The sequence below is a fragment of the Actinacidiphila sp. bgisy145 genome, from assembly GCF_057708125.1.
Map to the genome: position 1 here is coordinate 126,651 of NZ_JBYIRL010000004.1, position 22,913 is coordinate 149,563.

Consider the following 22,913-nt stretch of genomic DNA (forward strand, 5'->3'; position numbering starts at 1 on the left):
GTGGGGCGGGGTATGGTGAAGGCACAACGACGCGGGGTGGAGCAGCTCGGTAGCTCGCTGGGCTCATAACCCAGAGGTCGCAGGTTCAAATCCTGTCCCCGCTACCACGTAGGACGTAAGCCCGAAAGCAACTGCTTTCGGGCTTACGTGTTGTTCGGGCAAAGTCCGGGTGAAGCTGCTTGGTCGGGGGACGGGTGGGGCGGGACGATGGGGGCGGAGAGTCGCGCAAGGCCGGGAGGCGGGGTTGCTGCGCAGACGGCGTCGGGTAGCGGGGGTGGGCGTTTCCGCGGAGTGGGCGGCGGAGGCGGCGCGGTGGGGTGCGTGGTGCGAGGGGGTGCGGGAGGGGCGGCGGGATGAGGATGCGCGGGTGTTGTGGGGGCGGTTGAGGGAGGCGGCGGTGCGGGGGCCGGCGCAGAGCCGGGCCGCGGCGGTGGAGGCGTTGGGGCGGGCGCCGGCGGAGTTGCTGACGCGGCTGGACCGGGTCGCGCGGGTGGCGGGGCGGGGGCCGACCGGTTTTCTGCCGGCTGATCTGCTGGGCGGGCTGGTGGGGGCGTTGGACGCGGACGGGCGGGTGCGGCAGGCGGCGGTGGAGGCGTTGGCCGCGTTCGGGGGCCCGTTGCCGGCCGCGGCGCTGGCGGTGCGGGCGGCGGACTGGGTGCCGGAGGTCGCCGCGGGGGCGCGGGTCGCGCTGCGGTCGCGGACGGCGCCGGACGAGGCGCCCGCGGTCGTCGGGGTGCTGCTGCGGGTCGCGGGGCGGCGGCGGGCGCGCGGGCTGCTCGCGGAGTACCGGGCGGTGCTGGCCGAGCCGGCGCAGCGCCGGGCGGTACGGGCGCTGGCGGCGCACCCCGACCCGCGGGTGCGCCGCTTCGGGGTGGAACTGGCGCTGGACCTGGGGGAGTACGTCCGCGGCGACCTGCTGCGTACGGCGCTGCACGACGCGGACCAGGCGTGCCGGCGGATGTGTGCGCAGCGGCTGCTGGAGCTGGACCCGGAGCAGGCCGGGCGGCTGTTATGGGCGAGCGGCGCGGGGGTGCGCGAGTTGGCGGTCTCGGCGCTGCCCGCGGACGTGCCGGCCACGCGGCTGGTGGCGCCCTTGGCGGACCGGGCCAGGATGGTGCGGGCGCAGGCGCGGTGGAAGCTCTACCAGCGTGGTGAGCCGCCCGCGGAGGTCTACCGCAAGCAGTTGCGCAAGGCGGTGAAGTCCGCGGACGCCGGGCCGGGTCTGCTGGCGGGGCTCACCGCGGGGTTGGGGGAGTGCGGGGACGCCGCGGACGTGGAGTTGCTGGCCAGGGTGCTGCGGGACCCGCGGGCGGGGGTGCGCCGGGCCGCGGCGCGGGCGGTGGGGCGGCTGGCCAGGCCCGGCGAACTGGTGCCGCTGCTCGGGCCGTTGGCCAATGATCCGGACTCCGGGGTGGCCCGGGAGGTGTTCGAGGCGCTGCTGCGGGTGCCGCACGAGGTGCCGCCGGAGACGCTGTGGATCGGGCGGACCAGGACCGAGCCGGCGGTGCGCAGGCTGGCGGAGCTGATCGGGGTGCGGCGCGACGCCGCGGAGATCCGGACGACGGACCCTACGCGCAGTCGGGGCAGAGCCCGCGGTAGGTGACCTCGGCGGAGGAGACGGTGAAGCCGAAGCGCTCCTGCTCGGGCAGGGCGGTGAGCGGGTCGCCGGTGGGGTGCACGTCGCGGACGGTGCCGCAGTTGGCGCAGACCAGGTGCTGGTGCGGGCGGTGGGCGTTCGGGTCGTACCGCTTGGCGCGGCCGTCGGTGGCGACCTCGATGACCTCGCCGATGCTCACCATCTCGCCGAGGGTGTTGTAGACGGTCGCCCGGGAGATCTCGGGGAGCCGGGAGATGGCGCGCGCGTGCACCTCGTCGGCCGTGAGGTGCACGTGGTCACCGTCGAGCACCTCGGCGACGACTCTCCGCTGCGCGGTCATGCGCCAGCCGCGCTCGCGCAGTCGTTCCAACAGGTCGCTCATGCGTGCCAGCTTAACAGTCGGGGTCCAGAGGGCGGATCTCATCCATGAATGACTCAGGTCTTGACTTAGACAATGTCTATCGTAGGATCGAGTCCGGCACCGATGGTGAGGACGGCGGTGGCCGAGGGACGAAGCGAGATCAGGGAGGCATCAGGTGACTGCTCAGGAGACGGGTCCGCTGACCACGGAGTCGGGTGCGCCCGTCGCGGACAACCAGAACAGCGAGACGGCCGGCCCCGGCGGTCCGGTCCTGGTGCAGAGCCAGCACCTGCTGGAGAAGCTCGCCCACTTCAACCGCGAGCGCATCCCGGAGCGGGTGGTGCACGCGCGCGGCGCCGGGGCGTACGGCACCTTCACGCTGACCCGGGACGTGTCGCAGTGGACCCGGGCGGCGTTCCTGTCGCAGGTCGGCAAGGAGACGGAGGTGTTCCTGCGGTTCTCCACCGTGGCGGGCAACCTCGGCTCGGCGGACGCGGTGCGCGACCCGCGCGGCTTCGCGGTGAAGTTCTACACCGAGGAGGGCAACTACGACCTCGTCGGCAACAACACCCCGGTGTTCTTCATCAAGGACGCCCTGAAGTTCCCCGACTTCATCCACACCCAGAAGCGCGACCCGTACACCGGCTCCCAGGAGGCGGACAACGTCTGGGACTTCTGGGGGCTGAGCCCGGAGTCCACCCACCAGGTGACCTGGCTGTTCAGCGACCGCGGCATCCCCGCCTCCTACCGCCACCTCAACGGCTACGGCTCGCACACCTACCAGTGGAGCAACGAGGCGGGCGAGGTCTTCTGGGTGAAGTACCACTTCAAGACCGACCAGGGCATCAGGAACCTCGCCCCCGACGAGGCCGCGCGGCTGGCCGGGAGCGACCCGGACTCGCACCAGCGCGATCTGCGGGAGGCCATCGAGCGCGGCGCGTACCCGAGTTGGACCGTGCAGGTCCAGGTGATGCCGGCCGCCGACGCGGCGACGTACCGCTTCAACCCGTTCGACCTCACCAAGGTGTGGCCGCACGCGGACTACCCGCCGGTCGAGATCGGTCGCCTGGAGCTGAACCGCAATCCGGAGAACGTCTTCGCCGAGGTCGAGCAGTCGGTCTTCAGCCCCGCGCACTTCGTGCCCGGCATCGGCCCGTCCCCGGACAAGATGCTCCAGGGCCGGCTGTTCGCCTACGGTGACGCGCACCGCTACCGCGTCGGCATCAACGCCGACCACCTCCCGGTCAACCGCCCGCACGCCACGACGGCGCGCACCTACGGCCGGGACGGCCGCCTGTACGACGGCCGCCACAAGGGCGCGAGGAACTACGAGCCGAACAGCTTCGGCGGCCCCGCCGAGACCGGCCGCCCGCTGTGGGAGTCCACCGCGCTCACCGGCGCCACGCAGTACGCCGCCGCGCCCGCGCACGCCGAGGACGACGACTTCGTGCAGGCCGGGGACTTCTACCGGATGCTCGACGAGGACGCCAGGGCGCGCTTGATCGACAACCTCGCCGGCGCGCTCGCGCAGGTCTCGCGTGCGGACATCGTCGCGCGCGCGATCGGCAACTTCCGCGCCGCGGACCCCGACTACGGCAAGCGGCTGGAGGCCGCGGTCCAGGCCCTCCGCGGCTGAAACCGGCGCTTGACCGTACACCGGAGGGGGACCGGACGCCATGGGGCTCCGGTCCCCCTCCGGTCATGTCCGCGCGTTATGCCCGCGCGTCGGGCCGGAGTGGGGATCAGGCCGGGACGGCGGTGCGGGCGGGCGCCCACAGGCGGATGATGTCGCGGACGGACACCACGCCCACCGGATCGCGGCCGTCCAGCACGATCAGGTGCCGGAAGTTGCCGCGGACCATGGCGGAGGCGGCCTCCTCCAGCGTCCACGCCGGTGCGGCGAAGACGACGTCGGTGGTGGTGTGGTCGTGCGCGTGCTCGTGGTCGGGGTCGAGCCCGGCGCCGACCGCGTCGAGGACGTCGCGCTCGGTGAGGATGCCGAGCCCGCAGGTGTCGGGATCGAGGACGATGGCCGCGCCGATCCGGCGGGCGGACATCAGTCGGGCGGCTTGGCGGAGGGTGTGGGCGGGGCCGATGGTGAGTACCACCGTGCTCATTGCGTCGCTGACCAGCATGGGGGGACCTCCAGGGGGTGGAACCGTCCGCGCGGGCCGTGGGGGCCTTCCGTGAACGGTTTCACAAGTTCACAAGCGAGGGTGATGTCATGGTTACACACCGTGCCCTCGCCGTGCAAGGGTCAGATCCGCCCCAAGTACCCCAGCAACTCCTCGTGCAGCAGCCCGTTGGACGCCGCCGCGTTGCCGCCGAACGGCCCCGACTCGCCTTCCAGCGAGGTGAACCGGCCGCCCGCCTCCCGCACGATCACGTCGTTCGCCGCCATGTCCCAGACGCTCAGCTCCGGTTCCGCACAGATGTCCACCGAGCCCTCGGCGACCATCATGTACGGCCAGAAGTCGCCGTACCCGCGGGTCCGCCAGCAGTTGCGGGTCAGGTGCAGGAAGCCCTCCAGCCGGCCCGCCTCCTCCCAGCCGGACAGCGAGGAGTACGCGAAGGACGCGTCCTCCAGCCGCCCGACCCCCGAGACGTGCAGCCGGGTCGCCGAGGACAGGCTGCGCCCGGTGTAGGCGCCGCCGCCCTTCGCCGCCCACCAGCGCCGGCCGAGCGCGGGCGCGGACACCACACCGACCACCACCTCGTCGCCGCCCTCGCCGCGCACCGCGAGGGAGATCAACGTCGCCCACACCGGCACGCCGCGCACGTAGTTCTTGGTGCCGTCGATCGGATCGACGATCCACCGGCGGGCGCCGCCGCCCTCGCTGCCGTACTCCTCGCCGAGCACCGCGTCCCGCGGCCTGGCCCGGGCGAGCTGGCCGCGGATCAGCTCCTCCGCGGCCTTGTCCGCCTCGGTCACCGGCGTCAGGTCGGGCTTCGTCTCCACCTTCAGGTCGATCGCCTTGAACCGCTCCATCGTCGCGGCGTCGGCGGCGTCGGCGAGCACATGGGCCAGCCGCAGGTCGTCGTTGTAATCGGGCATGGCCCGAACCTATCGATTCCGCCAGGTCCGGGGCCATCACGTCCACGGCCCCGCCACACGACCGCCACCGGCGCCGCCCGCCGCGCGGCCTTGACAGGGTGCCCGCCCGCGCCGATCCTTCTCGGCACGCCCGCCGCCCACGACGCCTGCGGTACTGGGGAGGCAACGATGCCTACCGTGCGCGAAGCACTCCTCGAAGCGGCGTCCACCGCGCTCACCGAACGGGCGTGGAACGAGGTCCGGATGGTCGAGGTGGCCGCGGCCGCGGGTGTGTCCCGGCAGACCCTCTACAACGAGTTCGGCGGCAAGGACGGGCTCGGCCGCGCGCTGGTGCGGCGCGAGGCCGAGCACTACCTCGCCGGGCTCGACGAGGTGCTGGCCCGGGCCGCGCGCGCCGGCGGCGACGCCGGCGACCGGATGGCGGCCGCGGCCGGCTGGACGCTGGGCCGCGCCCGGCGCAGCCCCCTGGTGCGGGCCGCGCTCGCCGGGGACCAGGGCCCGCGCTCCCGGCTGCCGCCGCTGCCCGACCTCGCCGACGCGCTGCGGGCCCGGGTCACCGCGGGCCTTGCCGCCGCGGCGCCCCGGGTGCCCGCCGCGGAGCTCGCGTGGGCCGGCGACACGGCGGTCCGCCTGACCGTCTCGTACGTCGTCGCGCCCGCGCGCAGCGACGAGGAGGCGTGTACGCGGATCGCGCGGATGGTGCGCAGCCTGCTGGTACGGCACCGGCACTGACGTCGCGTCAGGACCATCCGGGCGGGCGGGCCCAGGCGCGCGGGCTCAGTGCGAGGAGCCGGAGATCTGAAGGCCGATCACGCCGAGGATCACCAGCGAGATCGACACCAGCTTGAGCGCGGAGACCAGGTCGCCGAGGAACGCCATGCCGTAGATGGCGGTGCCGGCCGCGCCGATGCCGGTCCACACCGCGTACGCCGGGCCGACGTCGAGGCGCTTCAGGGAGAGGGTCAGCAGGCCGAACGAGCCGAGCGCGAACAGGCAGAAGGCCACCGTCGGCCACAGTCTGGTGAAGCCGTGCGACAGCTTCAGGCACACCGCGAACCCCGTCTCGAAGAGCCCCGCGACCACCACGAGAAGCCAGGGCATCGGGTGCCTCCGTATCCGTATCCGTCGTTCCGCGTACCGCGTTGGGCTGTGCGTCGCACGCGTGTGTTCGGAGCCGATCATCACACAGACGGTGCGGGGAACCGATGGGGGTACCGTCAGTGCCTGCGTGCCGCGGTGAGCTTCACGCCGTCAGTCGTCTTCGTGGCGCTCGCGGGTGGCCAGCAGGCGGCGCAGCGAGTCCAGCCGGGCGGGTTCGGCGTGGCCGGCCGCCACCCAGGCGTCCAGCGCGCAGTCCGGCTCGTCGTGCGAGCAGGCGCGCGGGCACTCCTCGGTGCCGGGCACCAGGTCGGGGAACGCCTGGATCACCCGCGACGGGTCGATGTGCGCCAGGCCGAACGACCGCACCCCCGGGGTGTCGATCACCCACCCGTTCTCGCCGGGCAGCGGCAGCGCGAGCGCCGAGGTGGTGGTGTGGCGGCCGCGGCCGGTGACGGCGTTGACCACACCGGTGGTCCGCTGCCGCTCGACCAGCGCGTTCACCAGCGTGGTCTTGCCCACCCCGCTGTGCCCGACCAGCGCGGTGACATGCCCGGCCAGCCGCTGCCGGACCTGTTCCACCCCGCCGGTCAGGAAGTCGTCCCGGTTGGTGACGACGTACGGCAGGTCGAGCGCGCCATAGGTCTCCAGCAGCGGCTCGGGCGGCGCCAGGTCGGACTTGGTGAGCACCAGCAGCGGGGTCAGGCCCGCGTCATAGGCGGCGACCAGGCAGCGGTCGATCATCCGGGGGCGCGGCTCGGGGTCGGCGAGCGCGGTGACGATGGCCAGCTGGTCGGCATTGGCGACCACCACCCGCTCGTAGGGGTCGGTGTCGTCGGCGGTGCGGCGCAGTACCGAGGTGCGCTTCTCCACCCGCACGACGCGCGCCAGGGTGTCCTTGGCGCCCGACAGGTCGCCGACCACGGCCACCCGGTCGCCGACCACCGCCGACTTGCGGCCCAGCTCGCGCGCCTTCATCGCGGTGACCTCGCGGTCCTCGACCAGGACGGTGAGCCGGCCGCGGTCCACGGTGAGCACCATGCCCTCGGCGGCGTCCTCGTGCTTGGGGCGGATCGAGGTGCGCGGGCGGGTGCCCCGGCTGTTCGGGCGGACCCGGACGTCGTCCTCGTCGGGGTTCTTGCCGTAGCGGCGCATGGAGGTCAGCTCCGTCCCTGCCCGGCGCCGGGACCCGCGGGCCCGGTGCCCGGGCGGGCCAGCATGCCCGTCCACAGGTCGGCGAAGTCCGGCAGCGTCTTCGCGGTCGTCGCGATGTCCTCCACCTCGACGCCGGGCACGGACAGCCCGATCACCGCGGCTGCCGTGGCGAGCCGGTGGTCGTCGTAGGTGTGGAAGACCCCGCCGTGCAGCGCGCGGGGGCGGATCACCAGGCCGTCGTCGGTCTCGTGGACGTCGCCGCCCAGGGCGTTCAGCTCGGCGGCCAGCGCGGCCAGCCGGTCGGTCTCGTGCAGCCGCAGATGGGCGATGCCGGTCAGCCGGGACTCGCCGTCGGCGAGCGCGGCGACCGCGGCGATCACCGGGGTCAGTTCGCCCACGTCGCCCAGGTCGGCGACGAGCGGACGCAGCCGGCCGCTGCCGGCGAAGGTCAGGCCGTGGTCGGTCAGCTCGCAGGAGCCGCCCATCCGGGTGAAGATGTCGCGCAGCGCGTCGCCGGGCTGCGCGGTGACGCGCGGCCAGCCCGGCACGGTGACGCGGCCGCCGGTGACCAGGGCGGCGGCCAGGAACGGCGCCGCGTTCGACAGGTCCGGCTCCACCGTCAGGTCCCGGCCCAGCAGCGCGCCCGCCGCGACCCGCCAGACACCGGCGGTGCCGCCGTCCTCGGGGGCGTCCACCTTGGCGCCGGCCTTGCGCAGCATGTCGACGGTCATCCGGATGTGCGGCACCGACGGCAGCGACTCGCCGGTGTGCCGCAGCTCCAGGCCCTTGTTGAAGCGCGGCCCGGACAGCAGCAGGGAGCTGACGAACTGCGACGAGGACGACGCGTCGATGTCCACCGCGCCGCCGGACAGCGACCCGGCGCCGTGCACGGTCATCGGCAGCGCGCCGCGGCCCTCGTCGTCGATCCGGGCGCCGAGCGCGCGCAGGGCGTCGATCACGCCGTGCAGCGGGCGCTCGTAGGACCGGGCGTCGCCCTGGAAGCGGACCGGGCCGTCGGCGAGCGAGGCCACCGGCGGCAGGAAGCGCATCACGGTGCCCGCGTTGCCGACGTCCACGGTGGCCGGGCCGTACAGCCCGGCGGGGATGATCCGCCATGCCTCGCCGCCGTCGGGGTTGACCGTTTCGTCGATCTGCACGCCCATCGCGCGCAGCGCGTCCGCCATGAGCACGGTGTCGCGGCTGCGCAGCGGGCGGCGCAGCCATCCGGGCTCCGCGGACAGCGCGGCGAGCACCAGGGCGCGGTTGGTCACCGACTTCGAACCCGGCACGTGGACGGTGGCGTCCACGGCGGCGGGCGCGGTCGGGGCCGGCCACAGATCGGTCTGCGGGGTGCTGTCGGTCATGGGCAGCAAGCCTAGTGGCTCAGGTCAGGGGAGATGAGCCGACGAATACGGCGAAACCCGCCGGAAACAGGGTGCCGCTACCCTCTGCCGCCCGTCCGCCCGCAACGGACCCCCCGAAGGCCCCGTGCCCCGTGCCGCCCGCCGGCTTTCCCGGCCGCTCGCCGTTCAGGGCGCCGCCTCACCGCACCAGCAGCCACCGGCCGCCGGCGAACAGCGAGCACAGCGCGACGACGTAGAACAGCAGCAGCCACAGGGCCGCCGGGGTGTGCGTGAGCCGGGCGAGCTGGTCGGCGTCCGAGGCACCGCTGCGGTCCCGGCGGCGGGAGCCCTGCAGCTCCGCGACCGGCCGGACCCCGCCCAGCAGCAGGAACCACACCGCCAGGTACGCGAACACAGCCTGCACCTGCGCGTTCGTCAGCCACGACACCAGCAGGAACAGCGCGCCGGTGACGACCACGGTCAGCACCCCGTACGCGTTGCGGATCATGACGAGCATCACCAGGAGCAGCGCGGTCGCGCCCCACAGCAGCGCGGTGATGTGCCCGGCGGTCAGCAGCCCGGCTCCGGCCAGGCCCAGCAGCGGGGGAGCGGTGTAGCCGGCGGCGGCGGTGAAGACCATGCCGGGGCCGTGCGGGCGGCCCTTGGAGACGGTCAGGCCCGAGGTGTCGGAGTGCAGCTGTATGCCCTGGAGGCGGCGGCCGGTCAGCAGGGCGACCAGGCCGTGGCCGCCCTCGTGCGCGATCGTCACGGCGTTGCGGGTGAGGTGCCAGGCACCGCGCACCACCACGGCGGCCAGTGCGACCAGGGCCGTGGCCCCCACCAGCCAGTGCGAGGGGGCGGACTGCGTGCCGGTCAGCCGGTCCCACATCTCGGTGATGCTCGCGACGTTCATGCGGTGCTCATTCCTCTCGGGTCTCCCGCGGCCCGGGACGGGCCCTGCCGTGCCCGGGGTGTCGGCCGGGCCCGTGGTCGTGGCAGTGTGGCAGCCATGTGCGGTCGATATGCGGCGAGCCGGAAACCCGAGGAACTCGTCGACCTCTTCGAGGTCCACCGGTGGGACCCGGAGGAGACCCTCGCGCCCGACTGGAACGTCGCTCCGACCAAGGACGTCTCCGTCATACTCGACCGTCCTGTGCGTGACTCCGGTTCCCCGGAGCCGGTCCGGCAGCTGCGGACGCTGCGCTGGGGCCTGGTGCCGTCCTGGGCGAAGAGCCCCGACGTGGGGGTGCGGATGATCAACGCCCGCGCCGAGACCGCCGCCGAGAAGCCGTCCTTCCGCCGCGCGCTGACCGCCCGCCGCTGCCTGATCCCCGCCGACGGGTACTACGAGTGGGTGACCGGCGTCCAGGAGCGGCAGCTGGAGGAGGAGGGCCGCAAGAAGCGCTCCCGCAAGCAGCCCTACTTCGTCACCCCCGCCGACGGCTCGGTCTTCGCGATGGCCGGGCTCTACGAGTTCTGGCGCGACACGACCCTCCCCGACGGCCACCCGCGCGCCTGGTGGGCCACCTGCACGGTGCTCACCACCGAGGCGGAGAGCACCGACCTGGCCGGATACGACGGGACCGGCCCCCGCTCGCTCGCCGCCATCCACCCGCGGATGCCGCTGATGATGACCCCCGACCGCTGGGACGCCTGGCTGGACCCGCGAAGCAGCGACCCCGAGGTGCTCCAGGGCCTGCTGACCGCCCCGCCCGCGGGACTGCTGCGGGCCCACCCGGTCGGCACCGCGGTCAGCAACGTGCGGAACAACGGGCCGGAACTCCTCGCGGAGCTGGCGGCGCCGGAGGAGGAGACGCTCTTCTGACGCGCGCTTCCGATCCGGCGCGCGCTTCTGATCCGGCGCACGCTTCTGATCTGACGCGCGCTTCCGATCCGGCGCACGCCTCCGACGCACGGCCTGCGGGCCGCGCCGCCCGGGCCGGGGCGCTCTGGCAGGCTTGGCGGGATGCACACCCCTGACGTCGAGAGCGTAGAGAGCGTCGAGACCCCGGCGGGCCCGGCCCGGATCATCTGGCACCGGCCCGCGGGCCGGGCCCGCTGCGTACTGGCCCTCGGGCACGGCGCGGGCGGCGGCATCACCGCCCGCGACCTGGCCGCGCTGGCCGAGGCGCTGCCAGGCCGCGAGGTGGGCGTCGCGCTGGTCGAGCAGCCCTGGCGGGTCGCCGGGAAGAAGATCGCCCCGGCGCCGAAAACCCTGGACACCGGCTGGCGGGCGGTGTGGCCGCGGCTGGCCGCGCCCGGGCTGCCGGTGGTGGCCGGCGGGCGCAGCGCGGGCGCCCGGGTCGCCTGCCGCACCGCGCCTGAGCTGGGCGCGGCCGCCGTGCTCGCGCTGGCTTACCCGCTGCACCCGCCCGGCAGGCCGGAGAAGTCCCGCTACGACGAACTGGCGGGCGCGGCCGACGTGGTGCCGCTGCTCGGCGTGCAGGGCGGCGCCGACCCCTTCGGGCGGCCCGAGGAGTTCCCGGCGGAGCGGCGCCCGATCGAGGTGCCGCACGCCGACCACGCCTTCGCGGTGCCCAAGCGGGCGCCGGTCACCCAGGAAGCGGCGCTCGCCCGGATCACCGGGGCCGTCGCGGAATGGCTGGCGGGACTGGGGTTCGCCGCCCCGGAGTGAGGGGCCTGCAACCGGCGCGGTAGGCCGAACGGGTGCGCTTCTCGTCCGCGGGAATGACGACAGCGCGCGCGCTGTTGTGCGTGTCGACAGGGCCGCGCCGGGCGGTACCGCACAGGGTGAGAGAGGCAGCCGCATGGTTTCAGCCGCATGCCGGTCACGCGAGGAGGCCGCGGCACAGGTGAGCGCGCAGATCGCGACCGTCAGTGCTGGTCAGGCCGCCGCAGCGCCGTATCTGGACTGGACCCGGTGGCCCGAGCAGGACCGGGGCAAGGCCGCGACCGGCACGTCCACCAGCCGTGCAATATCCTCCCAAGCGGGCGGGTCCTCTTCTGGGCGCGCCGGCGTTATCGAGGAGGTGGGTCCGGTCACCGGCACCGACGACAGCACGGCGGGCACGACGGGTGCGTCCGCTTCGGGCGAGCCCGTGTCCGCGGCCACGGGGGCGGCACAGGAGACCGAGGCGCAGCGCAGCCGGCGGTTCGAGCGGGACGCGCTGGAGTTCCTGGACCAGATGTACTCGGCCGCCCTGCGCATGACGCGCAACCCGGCCGATGCCGAGGACCTGGTGCAGGAGACGTACGCGAAGGCGTACGCGTCGTTCCACCAGTTCCGCGAGGGCACCAACCTCAAGGCGTGGCTGTACCGCATCCTCACCAACAGCTTCATCAACTCCTACCGCAAGAAGCAGCGCGAGCCGCTGCGCAGCGGCTCGGAGGAGATCGAGGACTGGCAGCTCGCGCGCGCCGAGTCGCACATGTCCACCGGCCTGCGCTCCGCGGAGTCCCAGGCGCTGGACCACCTGCCCGACTCCGACGTGAAGACGGCCCTGCAGACCATCCCCGAGGAGTTCCGCATCGCGGTGTATCTCGCGGATGTCGAGGGCTTTGCGTACAAGGAGATCGCGGACATCATGGGTACACCCATCGGGACCGTGATGTCGCGGCTGCACCGCGGACGCCGCCAGCTCCGCGAACTGCTCGAGGACTACGCCCGGGACCGCGGGCTCGTCCCCGCCGGTGCGGCACGTGAGAAGGGCGCGGATTCATGAGCTGCGGAGACGCACATGAGACGGACTGCTCCGAGGTGCTCGACCACCTCTACGAGTACCTCGACGAGGAGATGTCCGACGACGCCTGCGCCAAGTTCAAGGAGCACTTCGACGAGTGCCACCCCTGCTTGGAGAAGTACGGCCTGGAAGTCGCCGTCAAGAAGCTGGTGAAACGCTGCTGCGGCTCCGACGACGTGCCCCGCGACCTGCGGTCCAAGGTGATGATGCGGATCGAGCTGGTCCGCCGCGGCGAGGACGTCTCCGACCAGGAGGCGCTCGGCTCCGAGATCACCACGACCGAGGCGCCGTCGGCCTGACGGCCCCGGGACGGCTTCCGGACCGGCGTCAAGCCACTCGGCCGTAACTCACCCCTACGAGTGGGCGGCGGTGCCCCCTTCCGGCGTAATGGCCCCAAAGTCCGGATCGCCGGGCGCCGCGGCCCTATCCTCCTGAGTCTCGTACACGTCCGTACGGACTAGGAGGCGCCGCCGTGCCAGCCGCACACCGCCGCTCGCCGCCGCACGCGGTCTGCTGGGGTCCCGCCTGCGCCCGCCGGGTCCGGCAGGAGGCGCAGCAGGCGACCGTGCAGGCGCTGATGCAGGCCCTGGAGCTCAAGGACCCCTACACCAGGGCGCACAGCGAGCGGGTCGGCGCGCTGGCCGCGCTGGTCGCCCGTGAACTGGGCGCGCCCGCGGCCCGGGTCGAGGCGGTCCGGCTCGGCGGCACCCTGCACGACATCGGCAAGCTCGCGGTGCCGACCGGGGTGCTGCGCAAGAACGGCCCGCTCACCGACGAGGAGCGCCGCGTGATCGAGCGCCACCCGGTCGACGGGGACAGCGTGCTGCGCGGCATCTCCGTGCTCGGGGAGGCCCGCGCCGCGGTACTGCACCACCACGAGCGGATCGACGGCACCGGGTACCCGTACGGGCTGGCCGGGGGCCGGATTCCGGAGGCGGCCAGGATCGTGGCGGTGGCCGACGCGTTCGACGCGATGACGTCCACCCGCAGCTACCGCCGGGCCCGGCCGGACGGGCCCGCGCTGGCGGAGCTGCGGCGCTGCGCGGGCACGCAGTTCGACCCGATGATGGTGGAGGCGCTGGCGGGCGCGCTCGCGGCGCGGCCCGCGGCCGAAATGCCGCACCGGCCGGACCTGCCGGACCTTCCGCACCGGTCGGACGTTTCGCACCGGCCGGACCTGCCCGACCGGCCGGCCGCGGTGCTGTGCGGGGCGACCGCGGCGGTCGAGGGCCCCCTGCTGTCCAGGGTGCCCGCACACCGTCCGACCTGGGCATGGTTGGATGCCGGTGCGAAGGGCAAGGGAGTCGGGTGAGGCCCGCGTTCCGCGAGCAGCGGGCTCGGGCTGAGACAACGGCCAGAATGTGCAAGGTTGGTGTCGTACAGGGTGCTACGGGCCGCACCGGGCCGACCGGCTGAGCGGGCAGGCGGGAACTGACGTTGAAGATCTTCGGAAGAGTGCGGCACCGGCCGTCGCCCACGTGGCGCCAGGCCACCGACCGGGCGTTCACGCTGATCGACGACGGTCGCTACGAGGACGCCGGCGCGCTGCTGACCCGGGCCGCCGATCTGGAGCCGTGGCTGTCGGAGTCCTGGTACAACCTCGCGCTGCTGCACAAGTTCCGGCACGACTGGGCCCAGGCCCGGATCGCCGGGCTGCGCGCGGTCGCGCTGCTGGACCGCCCGGTCGGGGCTCCCGACTGGTGGAACCTCGGCATCGCCGCGACCGCCCTCCAGGACTGGCCGCTGGCCCGCCGCGCCTGGCAGGCGTACGGGCTGCGGATGCCGGCCGGCACCGCCGAGCGCGGCGGCGAGGAGTCGGCGCGGCTGCCGCTGGGCAGCGCCGCGGTGCGGCTGTCCCCCGAGGGTGAGGCCGAGGTCGTCTGGGGGCGGCGGCTGGATCCCGCCCGGATCGAGGTGCTGTCCATCCCGCTGCCGTCCTCCGGGCGGCGCTGGGGCGAGGTCGTCCTCCACGACGGAGTGCCGCACGGCGAGCGGGCCACCGAACGCGGTTCCGGCGCGTCGGTCTACCCGGTCTTCGACGAGATCGAGCTGTGGGCGCCCTCGCCGGTGCCGACCTGGCTGGTGCTCCTGGAAGCCGGCACCCAGGCCGACCGCGACGCCCTGGAGCGGCTGGCCGCCGAGGCCGGTTACGCCGCCGAGGACTGGTCGTCCTCGGTGCGGCTGCTGTGCCGCACCTGCTCGGAGAGCCGGATGCCCACCGACGACGGCTCCGCGGCCACCCGCGACCCGCATGACCACGGCGAGCCGGGCCACCCGGGCCACCTCAGCCACCTCAGCCACGCCGGGGAGGAGCCGGGCTGGACCCCCGAGCGGGAGTGCGGCATCGCCGCCCCGGCCGGCCTGGTCCACGGCCTGCTCGACAGCTGGGTCGCCGACAGCCCGGACACCCGGGACTGGCGGGACCTGGAAGAGGTCTGCTGACCCTCCCCGCCCGCCGCCCGGCCCGGCCCCGGCCCGCTTCGCGATCTCGGCGGTGGGGCCCCGCGCGGTCCCGTACCCTGGGACGGATCACTTTCAGGTTCCGGGAAGGCGTACGGCGGAGATGTCCCAGCAGCACACCGAGCAGCAACCCGACTTCGTCGACGACGTGACCGACGCGGCGGACCGCGAGCAGGCCCACCGCGAGCGCGGCACCGTGCGGCCGATCACGGTCGTGGGCAACCCGGTGCTGCACCGCGAGTGCCAGGACGTCACCGACTTCGACGACGCCCTCCTCGCCCTGGTGGACGACATGTTCGCCTCGCAGCGCGCCGCCGAGGGGGTCGGCCTGGCCGCGAACCAGATCGGCGTCGACCTGAAGGTCTTCGTCTACGACTGCGCCGATGACGACGACGTCCGGCACGTCGGCGCCGTCTGCAACCCGGTGCTCGTCGAACTCCCCGCGGACCGGCGCCGGCTGGACGACTCCAACGAGGGCTGCCTGTCCGTGCCGGGCGCCTACATGGAGCTCGCCCGCCCCGACTACGCGGTGGTCCGCGGCCAGGACCTCCAGGGCAACCCGATCACCGTCCGGGGCACCGGCTACTTCGCGCGCTGCCTCCAGCACGAGACCGACCACCTCTACGGCCGCCTCTACATCGACCGCCTCTCCAAGCGCGACCGCAAGGACGTCATGCGGCAGATGGCCGAGGCCACCCCCCGCTTCGAGACGGTCCCCAACGACTGACGCGGCCGCACTCGGAAGCCCGCGCCCAGAAGTCAGGCCGCACTCAGAAGTCCTCGTCGAGGGCCACCGTGCCCTCGACGGCGATCTGGTAGGCGGAAGGGCGGCGCTCGAAGAAGTTGGTGAGCTCCTGCACGCCCTGCAACTCCATGAAGGAGAAGGGGTTCTCCGAGCCGTAGACCGCGGGGAAGCCGAGGCGGGTGAGCCGCTGGTCGGCGACGCACTGGAGGTACTCCCGCATGGACGAGGTGTTCATGCCGGGCAGGCCGTCGCCGCACAGGTCGCGGGCGAAGAGCAGTTCCGCCTCGACCGCCTCGCGCATCATGTCGGTGACCTGGTCGCGCAGTTCGGCGTCGAAGAGGTCCGGCTCCTCCTTGCGCACGGTGTCCACGACGTCGAACGCGAAGGACATGTGCATCGTCTCGTCGCGGAACACCCAGTTGGTGCCGGTGGCCAGGCCGTGCAGCAGACCGCGGGAGCGGAACCAGTACACGTAGGCGAAGGCGCCGTAGAAGAACAGGCCCTCGATGCAGGCGGCGAAGCAGATCAGGTTGAGCAGGAAGCGGCGCCGGTCGTCGCGGTCGTTCAGCCGGTCGACGGTCTCCACGGAGTCCATCCAGCGGAAGCAGAACTGCGCCTTCTCGCGGATGGAGGGGATGTTCTCGACGGCGGCGAACGCGGCGGCGCGGTCGTCGGGGTCGGGCAGGTAGGTGTCCAGGAGGGTCAGGTAGAACTGGACGTGGACGGCCTCCTCGAAGAGCTGGCGGGACAGGTAGAGCCGCGCCTCGGGGGAGTTGATGTGCTTGTAGAGGGTGAGCACCAGGTTGTTGGAGACGATGGAGTCGCCGGTGGCGAAGAACGCCACGAGCCGTCCGATCAGGTGCTGTTCGGCCGGGGAGAGCTTGGCGAGGTCGGCGACGTCGGAGTGGAGGTCGACCTCCTCCACGGTCCAGGTGTTCTTGATGGCGTCGCGGTAGCGCTCGTAGAAGTCCGGGTAGCGCATCGGGCGCAGGGTCAGTTCGAAGCCCGGGTCGAGCAGGTTCTTCGCGGCGGTGGTGCGGGCGGTCTCGGTGGTCATTACTGGCATGCCTCGCAGGACTCGGGGTTCTCAAGGGAGCAGGCGATCGCGTCGGCGTCGGCGATCACCGGTACGGCGGCGGGTGCCGCGGGTGCGGACCCCGCCGACGCGGCGGCGGACGCCGCGCGGGCGATCCGGGTCGCCGGCCGCGACCGCAGGTAGTACGTGGTCTTCAGCCCCCGCTTCCACGCGTAGGCGTACATCGAGCTGAGCTTGCCGATCGTCGGCGTCTCCAGGAACAGGTTCAGCGACTGGCTCTGGTCGAGGTACGGCGTGCGGTCCGCGGCCAGGTCGATCAGGGCGCGCTGCGGCAGCTCCCACGCGGTGCGGTACAGCTCGCGCACCTGCGCGGGAATCCGGTCGATGCCCTGCACCGAGCCGTTGGCCTCGCGCAGCGCCTCGCGGGTCGGCGCGTCCCACAGCCCCAGCCGCTTGAGGTCCGCGACCAGGTAGGAGTTGACCTGGAGGAACTCACCGGAGAGCGTCTCGCGCTTGAAGAGGTTGGACACCTGCGGCTCGATGCACTCGTAGACGCCGGCGATGGAGGCGATGGTCGCGGTCGGGGCGATCGCCAGCAGCAGCGAGTTGCGCAGGCCGGTGGTGGCGATCCGGGCGCGCAGCGCGGCCCAGCGGTCCGGCCAGTGCGGGGCGGTGGCGAAGTGGTCGGGGTGCAGCACGCCGTCGAAGGTGCGGGTCTGGTCCCAGGCAGGCAGCGGTCCGCTGCGCTCGGCGAGGTCGCAGGACGCCTCGTAGGCGGCGAGCATGATCCGCTCGGCGATCTTCGTGGACAGCCGGCGGGCGGCCTCGGAGCCGAAGGGCAGGCGGAGCCGGAAGAAGACGTCCTGGAGGCCCATGACGCCCAGCCCCACCGGCCGCCAGCGGGCGTTGGAGCGGCCGGCCTGCTCGGTCGGGTAGTAGTTGATGTCCACCACGCGGTCCAGGAAGGTCACCGCGGTGCGCACGGTGCGGTCCAGCCGCTCCCAGTCGATGCCGTCGCCGTTGCCATTGCCGTCGCTGCTGCCGTCGCTGCTGCCCTCGCCACCGCCCTCGACGACGAACGCGCCCAGGTTCACCGACCCCAGGTTGCACACGGCCGTCTCGGAGTCGTCGGAGACCTCCAGGATCTCCGTGCACAGGTTGGACGAGTGCACGGTCCGCCCGGGCCGGGCGGTCTGGTTCGCGGTGCGGTTGGCGGCGTCCTTGAACGTCATCCAGCCGTTGCCGGTCTGCGCGAGGGTGCGCATCATCCGGCCGTACAGCTCGCGGGCCGGCAGGGTGCGGCGGGCCAGCCCGGCGGCCTCGGCACGGCGGTAGGCGGCGTCGAAGTCCTCGCCCCACAGGTCGACCAGCTCGGGCACGTCGGCGGGCGAGAACAGCGACCAGTCGGCGTCGGCGTCGACCCGGCGCATGAACTCGTCCGGCACCCAGTGCGCGAGGTTGAGGTTGTGGGTGCGGCGGGCGTCCTCGCCGGTGTTGTCGCGCAGTTCGAGGAACTCCTCGATGTCGGCGTGCCAGGTCTCCAGGTAGACCGCGGCGGCGCCCTTGCGGCGCCCGCCCTGGTTCACCGCGGCCACCGAGGCGTCCAGGGTCTTCAGGAACGGCACGATGCCGTTGGAGTGCCCGTTGGTGCCGCGGATCAGTGAACCGCGGGCCCGCACCCGGGAGTAGGGGATGCCGATGCCGCCCGCGTGCTTCGACAGCCGCGCCACCTCGTGGTAGCGGTCGTAGATGGAGTCCAGCTGGTCGAGCGGGGAGTCCAGCAGGTAGCAGGAGGACATCTGCGGGTGGCGGGTGCCGGAGTTGAAGAGGGTGGGGGAGCTGGGCAGGTACTCCAGCGCGCTCATCAGCCGGTACAGCGCGGCGACCTCGTCCACCGCGCGGGTGCCGGCCCCGGTGTCGGCGCCGGTGCCGGCGCTGTCGTTGTCCGCGAGGCCGCAGGCGACCCGCAGCATGAAGTGCTGCGGGGTCTCGATCACCTGGCGGGTGATCGGGTGCCGCAGCAGGTAGCGGCTGTGCAGGGTGCGCAGGCCGAAGTAGCCGAAGCGGTCGTCGGCACCGCCCGCGAGGGCCTCGGCCACCAGCGCGTCCAGCCGGTCCGCGTGGGCGGCGGCGAAGGCGGCGGTGCGGTCGCCGATCAGGCCCTCGCGGTGGCCGACGGCGACGGAGGCGGTGAAGGAGACCGCGCCCTGCCCGGCCGCCTCCTCGGCGATGGCCTCGGTCAGCAGGCGGGCGGCGAGCCGGGAGTAGGCGGGGTCCTCGGAGATCAGCCCGGCGGCCGCGTCGGTGGCCAGGGCGCGCAGTTCGGCGCGTCCGGCGCCCGCGCTGCGGCCGCGCAGGGCCGCGGCGCTGACCCGGCCGGGGTCGGTGTCGGGCAGGTCGGCGGTCAAGGCGACCAGCGTGCGCAGGAGTTCGGCACCGGCGCTGTCCCCGGGCTCCGGCACCACGGGCCGGCCGGGCGGAGCGGTGGGGGCCGCCGAGGCGGTCTCGGCGGTGGGCGCGGGGGCGGTGGGCGCGGTGGTCACGGTGGTGCTCTCCCTCGTACGCGGCGGCGGCCGCGCGGCGGACGGCGGGAGGCAGGGCGGGGCGTTTTCCGGCACGCCGCCGTGCGCCCGTCGGCCCAGTCCACGAGGCCCGGACGGTTCCTCCTGTCGCGCCCGGAGGGCGCGGGAGGCACTCCCGCGTGGGTGTGCACGCGGACGTGGCGGCCGGCAGGCGATCGGGCTGTACGGCGCGCCGGGGCGCGGCCGTTCACCGTTGCGGGGCAGCGCCGGATTTCCACCGGCTTCCCCTGCGGCAACGAGGTCGAGCATACATGTAGTGCTGCCCGTCGAAGGCACCCCTACATGTTGTGTCGCACGGTCAGTCCTGGTCCGGGCTGTGGACGTTGCGGGGCCGCGCCGGGCGGGCTTTCAGGGGGCCGGTACCGAGGGTGCCGGCCCCTTCGGGGGTTCACAGCTGGGCGCGCTTGCGGTCGGCCTCCTTCAGTTCCCGGGTGATCTTCGCCTCGTGGCGCAGGCCGAGGACGGGGACGAAGGTGAGGGCGAGTGCGAGGGCGAGGAGGGCGGCGATGTCCAGGAGAACGGTCATGAGTCAATGGTGCTCACGCGGCTTACCGGCGAACAGTGGCAGGACTGCCGTACTACCGCAACATACTGCCAGATGGCACTCTGGACGCCATGCTGGCGAACGTGGCGACGGTGGTCCTGGACGGGGTGCACCCCTTCGAACTCGGGGTGGTCTGCGAGGTGTTCGGGCTCGACCGCAGTGACGAGGGGCTGCCCCGGTACGACTTCGCGGTGGTCTCGGCGGAGGGCCCGCGGGTGCGCACGCACGCCGGGTTCGAGATGGTGGTGCCCGAGGGCCTGGACCGGCTGGAGGAGGCCGACCTCGTGGCGGTGCCGGCCGGCGACGCCTACAACGACCGGGACTTCCCGCAGCCGATGCTGGACGCGCTCAACCGCGCGGTCGAGCGCGGCGCGACCGTACTGAGCGTGTGCTCGGGGGTGTTCGTGCTCGGTGCGGCCGGGCTGCTGGACGGGCGGCGGTGCGCCGCGCACTGGCGGCACGCCGACCGGCTCGCGCGGCGCCACCCGCTCGCCCGGGTCGAGGCCGACGTGCTCTACGTCGACGACGCCGGCGTGGTCACCTCGGCCGGCACCGCGGCGGGGATCGACGCCTGCCTGCACCTCGTCCGCAAGGAGCAGGGCAGCGCGGTCGCCAACGGCATCGCCCGGCGGATGGTGGTCCCGCCGCACCGCGAGGGCGGCCAGGCGCAGTACGTGGACCGGCCGCTGCCCCGCGCGCAGAGCGACACCGTCGGCGGGGTGCTGTCCTGGATGGAGCGGCACCTGGACCGCGAGGTGACCGTGGAGGAGCTGGCGCTGCGCGCCCACATGTCGCCGCGCACCTTCGCGCGGCGCTTCCAGCAGGAGACCGGGACCACGCCGTACCGCTGGCTGCTCGGGCAACGTGTGCTGCTCGCCCGGGAGTTGCTGGAGGGGACCGACGAGACGGTCGACTCCGTCGCGCTGCGGGCCGGTTTCGGCAACGCGGCCACCATGCGGCATCACTTCGTGCGCTGGACCGGCACCACCCCGCAGGCGTACCGGCGTACCTTCCGCTCGCCGAGCCCGTCGGCGTAGCGGCCCGGACCTTCCCGCCGCCGCGTGGTCGACGCGCGTGGTCGACGCGGGTGGTCGACGCGCGTGGTTCCTACGCCCGTCGACCACCCTCCTCGGAAGGTCCCGCGGCTATGCGGAAGGGGCGGTCGTGGGGGCCAGCGGGAGTTCGGGTTCGCCCGGTTCGCCCGGCGCGGCGCTGTAGTCGGCGCGGACGGTCTCGTCGGTGCCCGCCGGCGCCTTCACCGCACGGAGCACCAATGTGAGCACCACGGCCACGACCAGGTTGAGCACGAACGCGGTGAGCCCGATGTACCCGATCCGGCCGATCCCCGGAATCGTGTCGGAGTTCCCGCCGAAGTGCGCCTGCGCCGGGCTGGACTGCTCGTACGCCTTCCAGGTGCCGTACGCCATGCCCGCGGCCCAGCCGGCCAGCAGCGCCCAGCGGTGGAACCACCGGGTGAACAGCCCGCCGACGATCGCCGGCACCGTCTGCAGAATCCAGATGCCGCCCAGCAGCTGGAAGTTGATCGCCACGGTCTTGTCCATCGACAGCACGAAGACCAGCGCGCCGACCTTCACCACCAGCGAGGCCAGCTTGGAGACGCGGGTCTCCTCCTCGGCGGTGGCGTGGGGGCGGATCAGGTCCTTGTAGATGTTGCGGGTGAACAGGTTCGCCGCGGCGATGGACATGATCGCGGCGGGCACCAGCGCGCCGATCGCGATCGCGGCGAAGGCGACCCCGGTGAACCAGCTCGGGAAGACGTTCTCGAAGAGCTGGGGGATGGCGAGTTGGGGGTTGTAGCCCTTGACGCCCTTGCCGACGCCGTCCGCGACCGCCATGAAGCCGAGCATCGCCAGCAGCCCGAGCATCAGCGAGTACAGCGGCAGGATCGCGGTGTTGCGCTGGATGACGGTGCGGCTCTTGCCGGAGAGCACCGCGGTCACCGAGTGCGGGTAGAGGAACAGCGCCATCGCGGAGCCCAGCGCGAGGGTGGCGTACGACCACTGCGCCTGCGGGGCGACCAGCAGCGAGCCGCGCGGCTTGCCGGTGGCGGGGTTCTTCACCGCGTAGGCGGTGCTCGCCTTGTGGAAGATGTCGTCGAACCCGCCCAGCTTGTACGGGATGTAGATGATCGCCACCGCGATCACGATGTAGATCAGCGCGTCCTTGACGAAGGCGATCAGCGCGGGCGCGCGCAGCCCGGAGGAGTAGGTGTAGGCGGCCAGCACACCGAAGGCGATCAGCAGCGGCAGGTCCTTGACGAACCAGTTGGTCGAGTCGCTGCCGCCGATCCCCACCACGTCCAGCACGGCCTGGATGCCGACGAGTTGGAGCGCGATGTAGGGCATCGTGGCCAGGATGCCGGTGAGCGCGACGGCCACCGACAGACTCTTCGAGCCGAACCGGCCGCGGATGAAGTCCGAGGAGGTCACATAGCCGTGCCGGCGCGAGACCGACCACAGCCGCGGCAGGAAGAGGAAGACCAGCGGGTAGGCGATGATGGTGTACGGCACCGCGAAGAAGCCGGCCGCGCCGGCCCCGTAGATGGCCGCCGGGACGGCGACGAAGGTGTACGCGGTGTACAGGTCGCCGCCGAGCAGGAACCAGGTCACCCAGGTGCCGAAGCTGCGGCCGCCCAGCCCCCACTCGTCCAGGTGCAGCGCGTTGTCCGCGCGGCGCCAGCGGGCGGCCATGAAGCCCATCGCCGTGACGGCGGCGAAGAAGAAGATGAGGACGCCGAGCGCGACCCCGTCGACGTGGTTGTTCACTTGGCGCCCCCGTCCTTGCGGCTGCGCGCGTCCCGCCGGACCAGCACGTACGCGGTGTAGGTCAGCACCGCCGACACCGGCACCCAGGCGAGCTGGTACCAGTAGAAGAACGGCATCCCGATGAAGGTCGGGGTCAGCCGCGAGTAGGTGCTGACCCACAGCATGCTGACGAGTGGAATGAGCAGGCAGATTCCGGCCACCACCCGCGCGGGCGTGACCACCGGCAGTGGTTCGTCCGCCGGCCGGCGCGGTGGTGGCACGTGTGTCGGCGCTGTCGGCACAGTTGGTGCTCCCGTCCCCTAGAGCGATCATTGCGGTGCGCAGGAATCTATGGGAGAGCGGAGACAGGCGTCACTACCTGTGCCGATATCAGCGGTACGGGTCGGGCCCGGTGCGGTGGGCGGGGAGCGGGGCGGGGACGGGAGACCGGCTCGGTGCCGGCTCGCTGGC

At 73.1% G+C, this 22,913-nt stretch carries 23 protein-coding genes and 1 tRNA gene; 12 read left to right on the forward strand and 12 right to left on the reverse strand.

Annotation, left to right across the window (positions count from 1 at the left end):
• Positions 1-30: 30 nt before the first annotated feature.
• Both AC3ERT_RS05535 and AC3ERT_RS05540 read left to right on the forward strand, forming a co-directional pair.
• Positions 31-107, forward strand: a tRNA-Met gene (locus AC3ERT_RS05535).
• Between the two features lie 290 nt (positions 108-397).
• The gene (locus AC3ERT_RS05540) at positions 398-1,603 is read left to right on the forward strand and encodes a HEAT repeat domain-containing protein (RefSeq protein ID WP_435172962.1); all 1,206 of its coding nucleotides are present in this window, start codon (positions 398-400) and stop codon (positions 1,601-1,603) included.
• Here AC3ERT_RS05540 and AC3ERT_RS05545 read toward each other — a convergent pair.
• A complete protein-coding gene (locus tag AC3ERT_RS05545; protein WP_335977326.1) occupies positions 1,569-1,979 on the reverse strand; it encodes a Fur family transcriptional regulator in 411 nt (136 codons plus the stop codon). The two genes, AC3ERT_RS05540 and AC3ERT_RS05545, sit on opposite strands and share 35 nt — an antisense overlap.
• Before the next feature lie 154 nt (positions 1,980-2,133).
• On the opposite strand from AC3ERT_RS05545, the gene AC3ERT_RS05550 reads away from it, so the two are divergent.
• A complete protein-coding gene (locus AC3ERT_RS05550; protein ID WP_435172963.1) occupies positions 2,134-3,594 on the forward strand; it encodes a catalase in 1,461 nt (486 codons plus the stop codon).
• Positions 3,595-3,700: 106 nt separating this feature from the next.
• Here AC3ERT_RS05550 and AC3ERT_RS05555 read toward each other — a convergent pair whose 3' ends face one another.
• Both AC3ERT_RS05555 and hisN read right to left on the reverse strand, forming a co-directional pair.
• Positions 3,701-4,093 carry a CBS domain-containing protein gene (locus AC3ERT_RS05555; RefSeq protein ID WP_435125964.1) on the reverse strand — a complete coding sequence of 131 codons (393 nt, stop codon included), beginning with the start codon at positions 4,091-4,093 and terminating at the stop codon, positions 3,701-3,703.
• A 122-nt stretch (positions 4,094-4,215) separates the two neighbouring features.
• Positions 4,216-5,013, reverse strand: coding sequence for a histidinol-phosphatase (hisN, locus tag AC3ERT_RS05560; RefSeq protein WP_435125967.1), 798 nt, complete (start codon positions 5,011-5,013; stop codon positions 4,216-4,218).
• 168 nt (positions 5,014-5,181) lie between these two features.
• Here hisN and AC3ERT_RS05565 point away from each other — a divergent pair, with 168 nt between their 5' ends.
• Complete coding sequence (locus AC3ERT_RS05565) at positions 5,182-5,745, forward strand: TetR/AcrR family transcriptional regulator (RefSeq protein WP_435172965.1); 564 nt, start codon at positions 5,182-5,184, stop codon at positions 5,743-5,745.
• Positions 5,746-5,790: 45 nt separating this feature from the next.
• On the opposite strand, the gene AC3ERT_RS05570 is transcribed toward AC3ERT_RS05565, so the two are convergent.
• The 4 genes from AC3ERT_RS05570 to AC3ERT_RS05585 form a co-directional block, all read right to left on the reverse strand.
• Positions 5,791-6,114, reverse strand: a complete 324-nt coding sequence (locus AC3ERT_RS05570) for a DMT family transporter (RefSeq protein WP_202236051.1) — start codon at positions 6,112-6,114, stop codon at positions 5,791-5,793.
• Between the two features lie 150 nt (positions 6,115-6,264).
• Complete coding sequence (gene rsgA, locus AC3ERT_RS05575; RefSeq protein WP_435172966.1) at positions 6,265-7,266, reverse strand: ribosome small subunit-dependent GTPase A; 1,002 nt, start codon at positions 7,264-7,266, stop codon at positions 6,265-6,267.
• A 5-nt stretch (positions 7,267-7,271) separates the two neighbouring features.
• The gene (gene aroA, locus AC3ERT_RS05580) at positions 7,272-8,630 is read right to left on the reverse strand and encodes a 3-phosphoshikimate 1-carboxyvinyltransferase (protein WP_435172967.1); all 1,359 of its coding nucleotides are present in this window, start codon (positions 8,628-8,630) and stop codon (positions 7,272-7,274) included.
• 178 nt (positions 8,631-8,808) lie between these two features.
• Positions 8,809-9,522, reverse strand: a complete 714-nt coding sequence (locus tag AC3ERT_RS05585; RefSeq protein WP_435172969.1) for a M50 family metallopeptidase — start codon at positions 9,520-9,522, stop codon at positions 8,809-8,811.
• A gap of 96 nt (positions 9,523-9,618) precedes the next feature.
• Here AC3ERT_RS05585 and AC3ERT_RS05590 point away from each other — a divergent pair, with 96 nt between their 5' ends.
• From AC3ERT_RS05590 to def, 7 genes are all read left to right on the forward strand, one after another.
• Positions 9,619-10,434, forward strand: coding sequence for an SOS response-associated peptidase (locus AC3ERT_RS05590; protein WP_435172970.1), 816 nt, complete (start codon positions 9,619-9,621; stop codon positions 10,432-10,434).
• 141 nt (positions 10,435-10,575) lie between these two features.
• Positions 10,576-11,244 (forward strand): alpha/beta hydrolase family protein, encoded by a 669-nt coding sequence (locus AC3ERT_RS05595; RefSeq protein WP_435125978.1) that lies wholly within the window; start codon positions 10,576-10,578, stop codon positions 11,242-11,244.
• Between the two features lie 355 nt (positions 11,245-11,599).
• Positions 11,600-12,292 (forward strand): sigma-70 family RNA polymerase sigma factor, encoded by a 693-nt coding sequence (locus AC3ERT_RS05600; protein WP_335977595.1) that lies wholly within the window; start codon positions 11,600-11,602, stop codon positions 12,290-12,292.
• The gene (rsrA, locus tag AC3ERT_RS05605) at positions 12,289-12,609 is read left to right on the forward strand and encodes a mycothiol system anti-sigma-R factor (RefSeq protein ID WP_335977296.1); all 321 of its coding nucleotides are present in this window, start codon (positions 12,289-12,291) and stop codon (positions 12,607-12,609) included. The genes AC3ERT_RS05600 and rsrA overlap by 4 nt, the downstream gene beginning before the upstream one ends.
• A gap of 173 nt (positions 12,610-12,782) precedes the next feature.
• On the forward strand, positions 12,783-13,622 hold the full coding sequence (locus AC3ERT_RS05610) for an HD-GYP domain-containing protein (RefSeq protein ID WP_435172971.1): 840 nt from the start codon (positions 12,783-12,785) through the stop codon (positions 13,620-13,622).
• A 125-nt stretch (positions 13,623-13,747) separates the two neighbouring features.
• Positions 13,748-14,752: a tetratricopeptide repeat protein gene (locus tag AC3ERT_RS05615; RefSeq protein ID WP_435172973.1), complete on the forward strand. Its 1,005-nt coding sequence runs from the start codon at positions 13,748-13,750 to the stop codon at positions 14,750-14,752.
• 121 nt (positions 14,753-14,873) lie between these two features.
• Positions 14,874-15,497, forward strand: a complete 624-nt coding sequence (def, locus tag AC3ERT_RS05620) for a peptide deformylase (protein WP_435172976.1) — start codon at positions 14,874-14,876, stop codon at positions 15,495-15,497.
• A gap of 43 nt (positions 15,498-15,540) precedes the next feature.
• Here def and AC3ERT_RS05625 read toward each other — a convergent pair whose 3' ends face one another.
• The 3 genes from AC3ERT_RS05625 to AC3ERT_RS05635 form a co-directional block, all read right to left on the reverse strand.
• Positions 15,541-16,572: a ribonucleotide-diphosphate reductase subunit beta gene (locus tag AC3ERT_RS05625; RefSeq protein ID WP_435125989.1), complete on the reverse strand. Its 1,032-nt coding sequence runs from the start codon at positions 16,570-16,572 to the stop codon at positions 15,541-15,543.
• The gene (locus AC3ERT_RS05630; RefSeq protein ID WP_435172978.1) at positions 16,572-19,094 is read right to left on the reverse strand and encodes a ribonucleoside-diphosphate reductase subunit alpha; all 2,523 of its coding nucleotides are present in this window, start codon (positions 19,092-19,094) and stop codon (positions 16,572-16,574) included. Before AC3ERT_RS05630 ends, AC3ERT_RS05625 begins: the two co-directional genes overlap by 1 nt.
• 427 nt (positions 19,095-19,521) lie before the next feature.
• Entirely contained in the window at positions 19,522-19,659 is a 138-nt protein-coding gene (locus tag AC3ERT_RS05635; protein ID WP_335977287.1) for a hypothetical protein, read from the reverse strand.
• Positions 19,660-19,748: 89 nt separating this feature from the next.
• Between AC3ERT_RS05635 and AC3ERT_RS05640 the strand changes: the two genes are divergently transcribed.
• Positions 19,749-20,714: a helix-turn-helix domain-containing protein gene (locus AC3ERT_RS05640; protein WP_335977285.1), complete on the forward strand. Its 966-nt coding sequence runs from the start codon at positions 19,749-19,751 to the stop codon at positions 20,712-20,714.
• 108 nt (positions 20,715-20,822) lie between these two features.
• On the opposite strand, the gene mctP is transcribed toward AC3ERT_RS05640, so the two are convergent.
• Both mctP and AC3ERT_RS05650 read right to left on the reverse strand, forming a co-directional pair.
• On the reverse strand, positions 20,823-22,463 hold the full coding sequence (mctP, locus tag AC3ERT_RS05645; protein ID WP_435172979.1) for a monocarboxylate uptake permease MctP: 1,641 nt from the start codon (positions 22,461-22,463) through the stop codon (positions 20,823-20,825).
• Positions 22,460-22,684, reverse strand: a complete 225-nt coding sequence (locus AC3ERT_RS05650) for a DUF3311 domain-containing protein (protein WP_435126001.1) — start codon at positions 22,682-22,684, stop codon at positions 22,460-22,462. Before AC3ERT_RS05650 ends, mctP begins: the two co-directional genes overlap by 4 nt.
• Positions 22,685-22,913 lie beyond the last annotated feature (229 nt).

Coding starts and splice junctions, on each gene's coding strand:
- AC3ERT_RS05545 (WP_335977326.1), bottom strand. CDS start 1,979: ATGAGCGACCTGTTGGAACGACTGCGCGAGCGCGGCTGGCGCATGACC.
- AC3ERT_RS05555 (WP_435125964.1), bottom strand. CDS start 4,093: ATGCTGGTCAGCGACGCAATGAGCACGGTGGTACTCACCATCGGCCCC.
- hisN (WP_435125967.1), bottom strand. CDS start 5,013: ATGCCCGATTACAACGACGACCTGCGGCTGGCCCATGTGCTCGCCGAC.
- AC3ERT_RS05565 (WP_435172965.1), top strand. CDS start 5,182: ATGCCTACCGTGCGCGAAGCACTCCTCGAAGCGGCGTCCACCGCGCTC.
- AC3ERT_RS05570 (WP_202236051.1), bottom strand. CDS start 6,114: ATGCCCTGGCTTCTCGTGGTGGTCGCGGGGCTCTTCGAGACGGGGTTC.
- rsgA (WP_435172966.1), bottom strand. CDS start 7,266: ATGCGCCGCTACGGCAAGAACCCCGACGAGGACGACGTCCGGGTCCGC.
- aroA (WP_435172967.1), bottom strand. CDS start 8,630: ATGACCGACAGCACCCCGCAGACCGATCTGTGGCCGGCCCCGACCGCG.
- AC3ERT_RS05585 (WP_435172969.1), bottom strand. CDS start 9,522: ATGAACGTCGCGAGCATCACCGAGATGTGGGACCGGCTGACCGGCACG.
- AC3ERT_RS05590 (WP_435172970.1), top strand. CDS start 9,619: ATGTGCGGTCGATATGCGGCGAGCCGGAAACCCGAGGAACTCGTCGAC.
- AC3ERT_RS05595 (WP_435125978.1), top strand. CDS start 10,576: ATGCACACCCCTGACGTCGAGAGCGTAGAGAGCGTCGAGACCCCGGCG.
- rsrA (WP_335977296.1), top strand. CDS start 12,289: ATGAGCTGCGGAGACGCACATGAGACGGACTGCTCCGAGGTGCTCGAC.
- def (WP_435172976.1), top strand. CDS start 14,874: ATGTCCCAGCAGCACACCGAGCAGCAACCCGACTTCGTCGACGACGTG.
- AC3ERT_RS05625 (WP_435125989.1), bottom strand. CDS start 16,572: ATGACCACCGAGACCGCCCGCACCACCGCCGCGAAGAACCTGCTCGAC.
- AC3ERT_RS05635 (WP_335977287.1), bottom strand. CDS start 19,659: ATGACCGTTCTCCTGGACATCGCCGCCCTCCTCGCCCTCGCACTCGCC.
- AC3ERT_RS05640 (WP_335977285.1), top strand. CDS start 19,749: ATGCTGGCGAACGTGGCGACGGTGGTCCTGGACGGGGTGCACCCCTTC.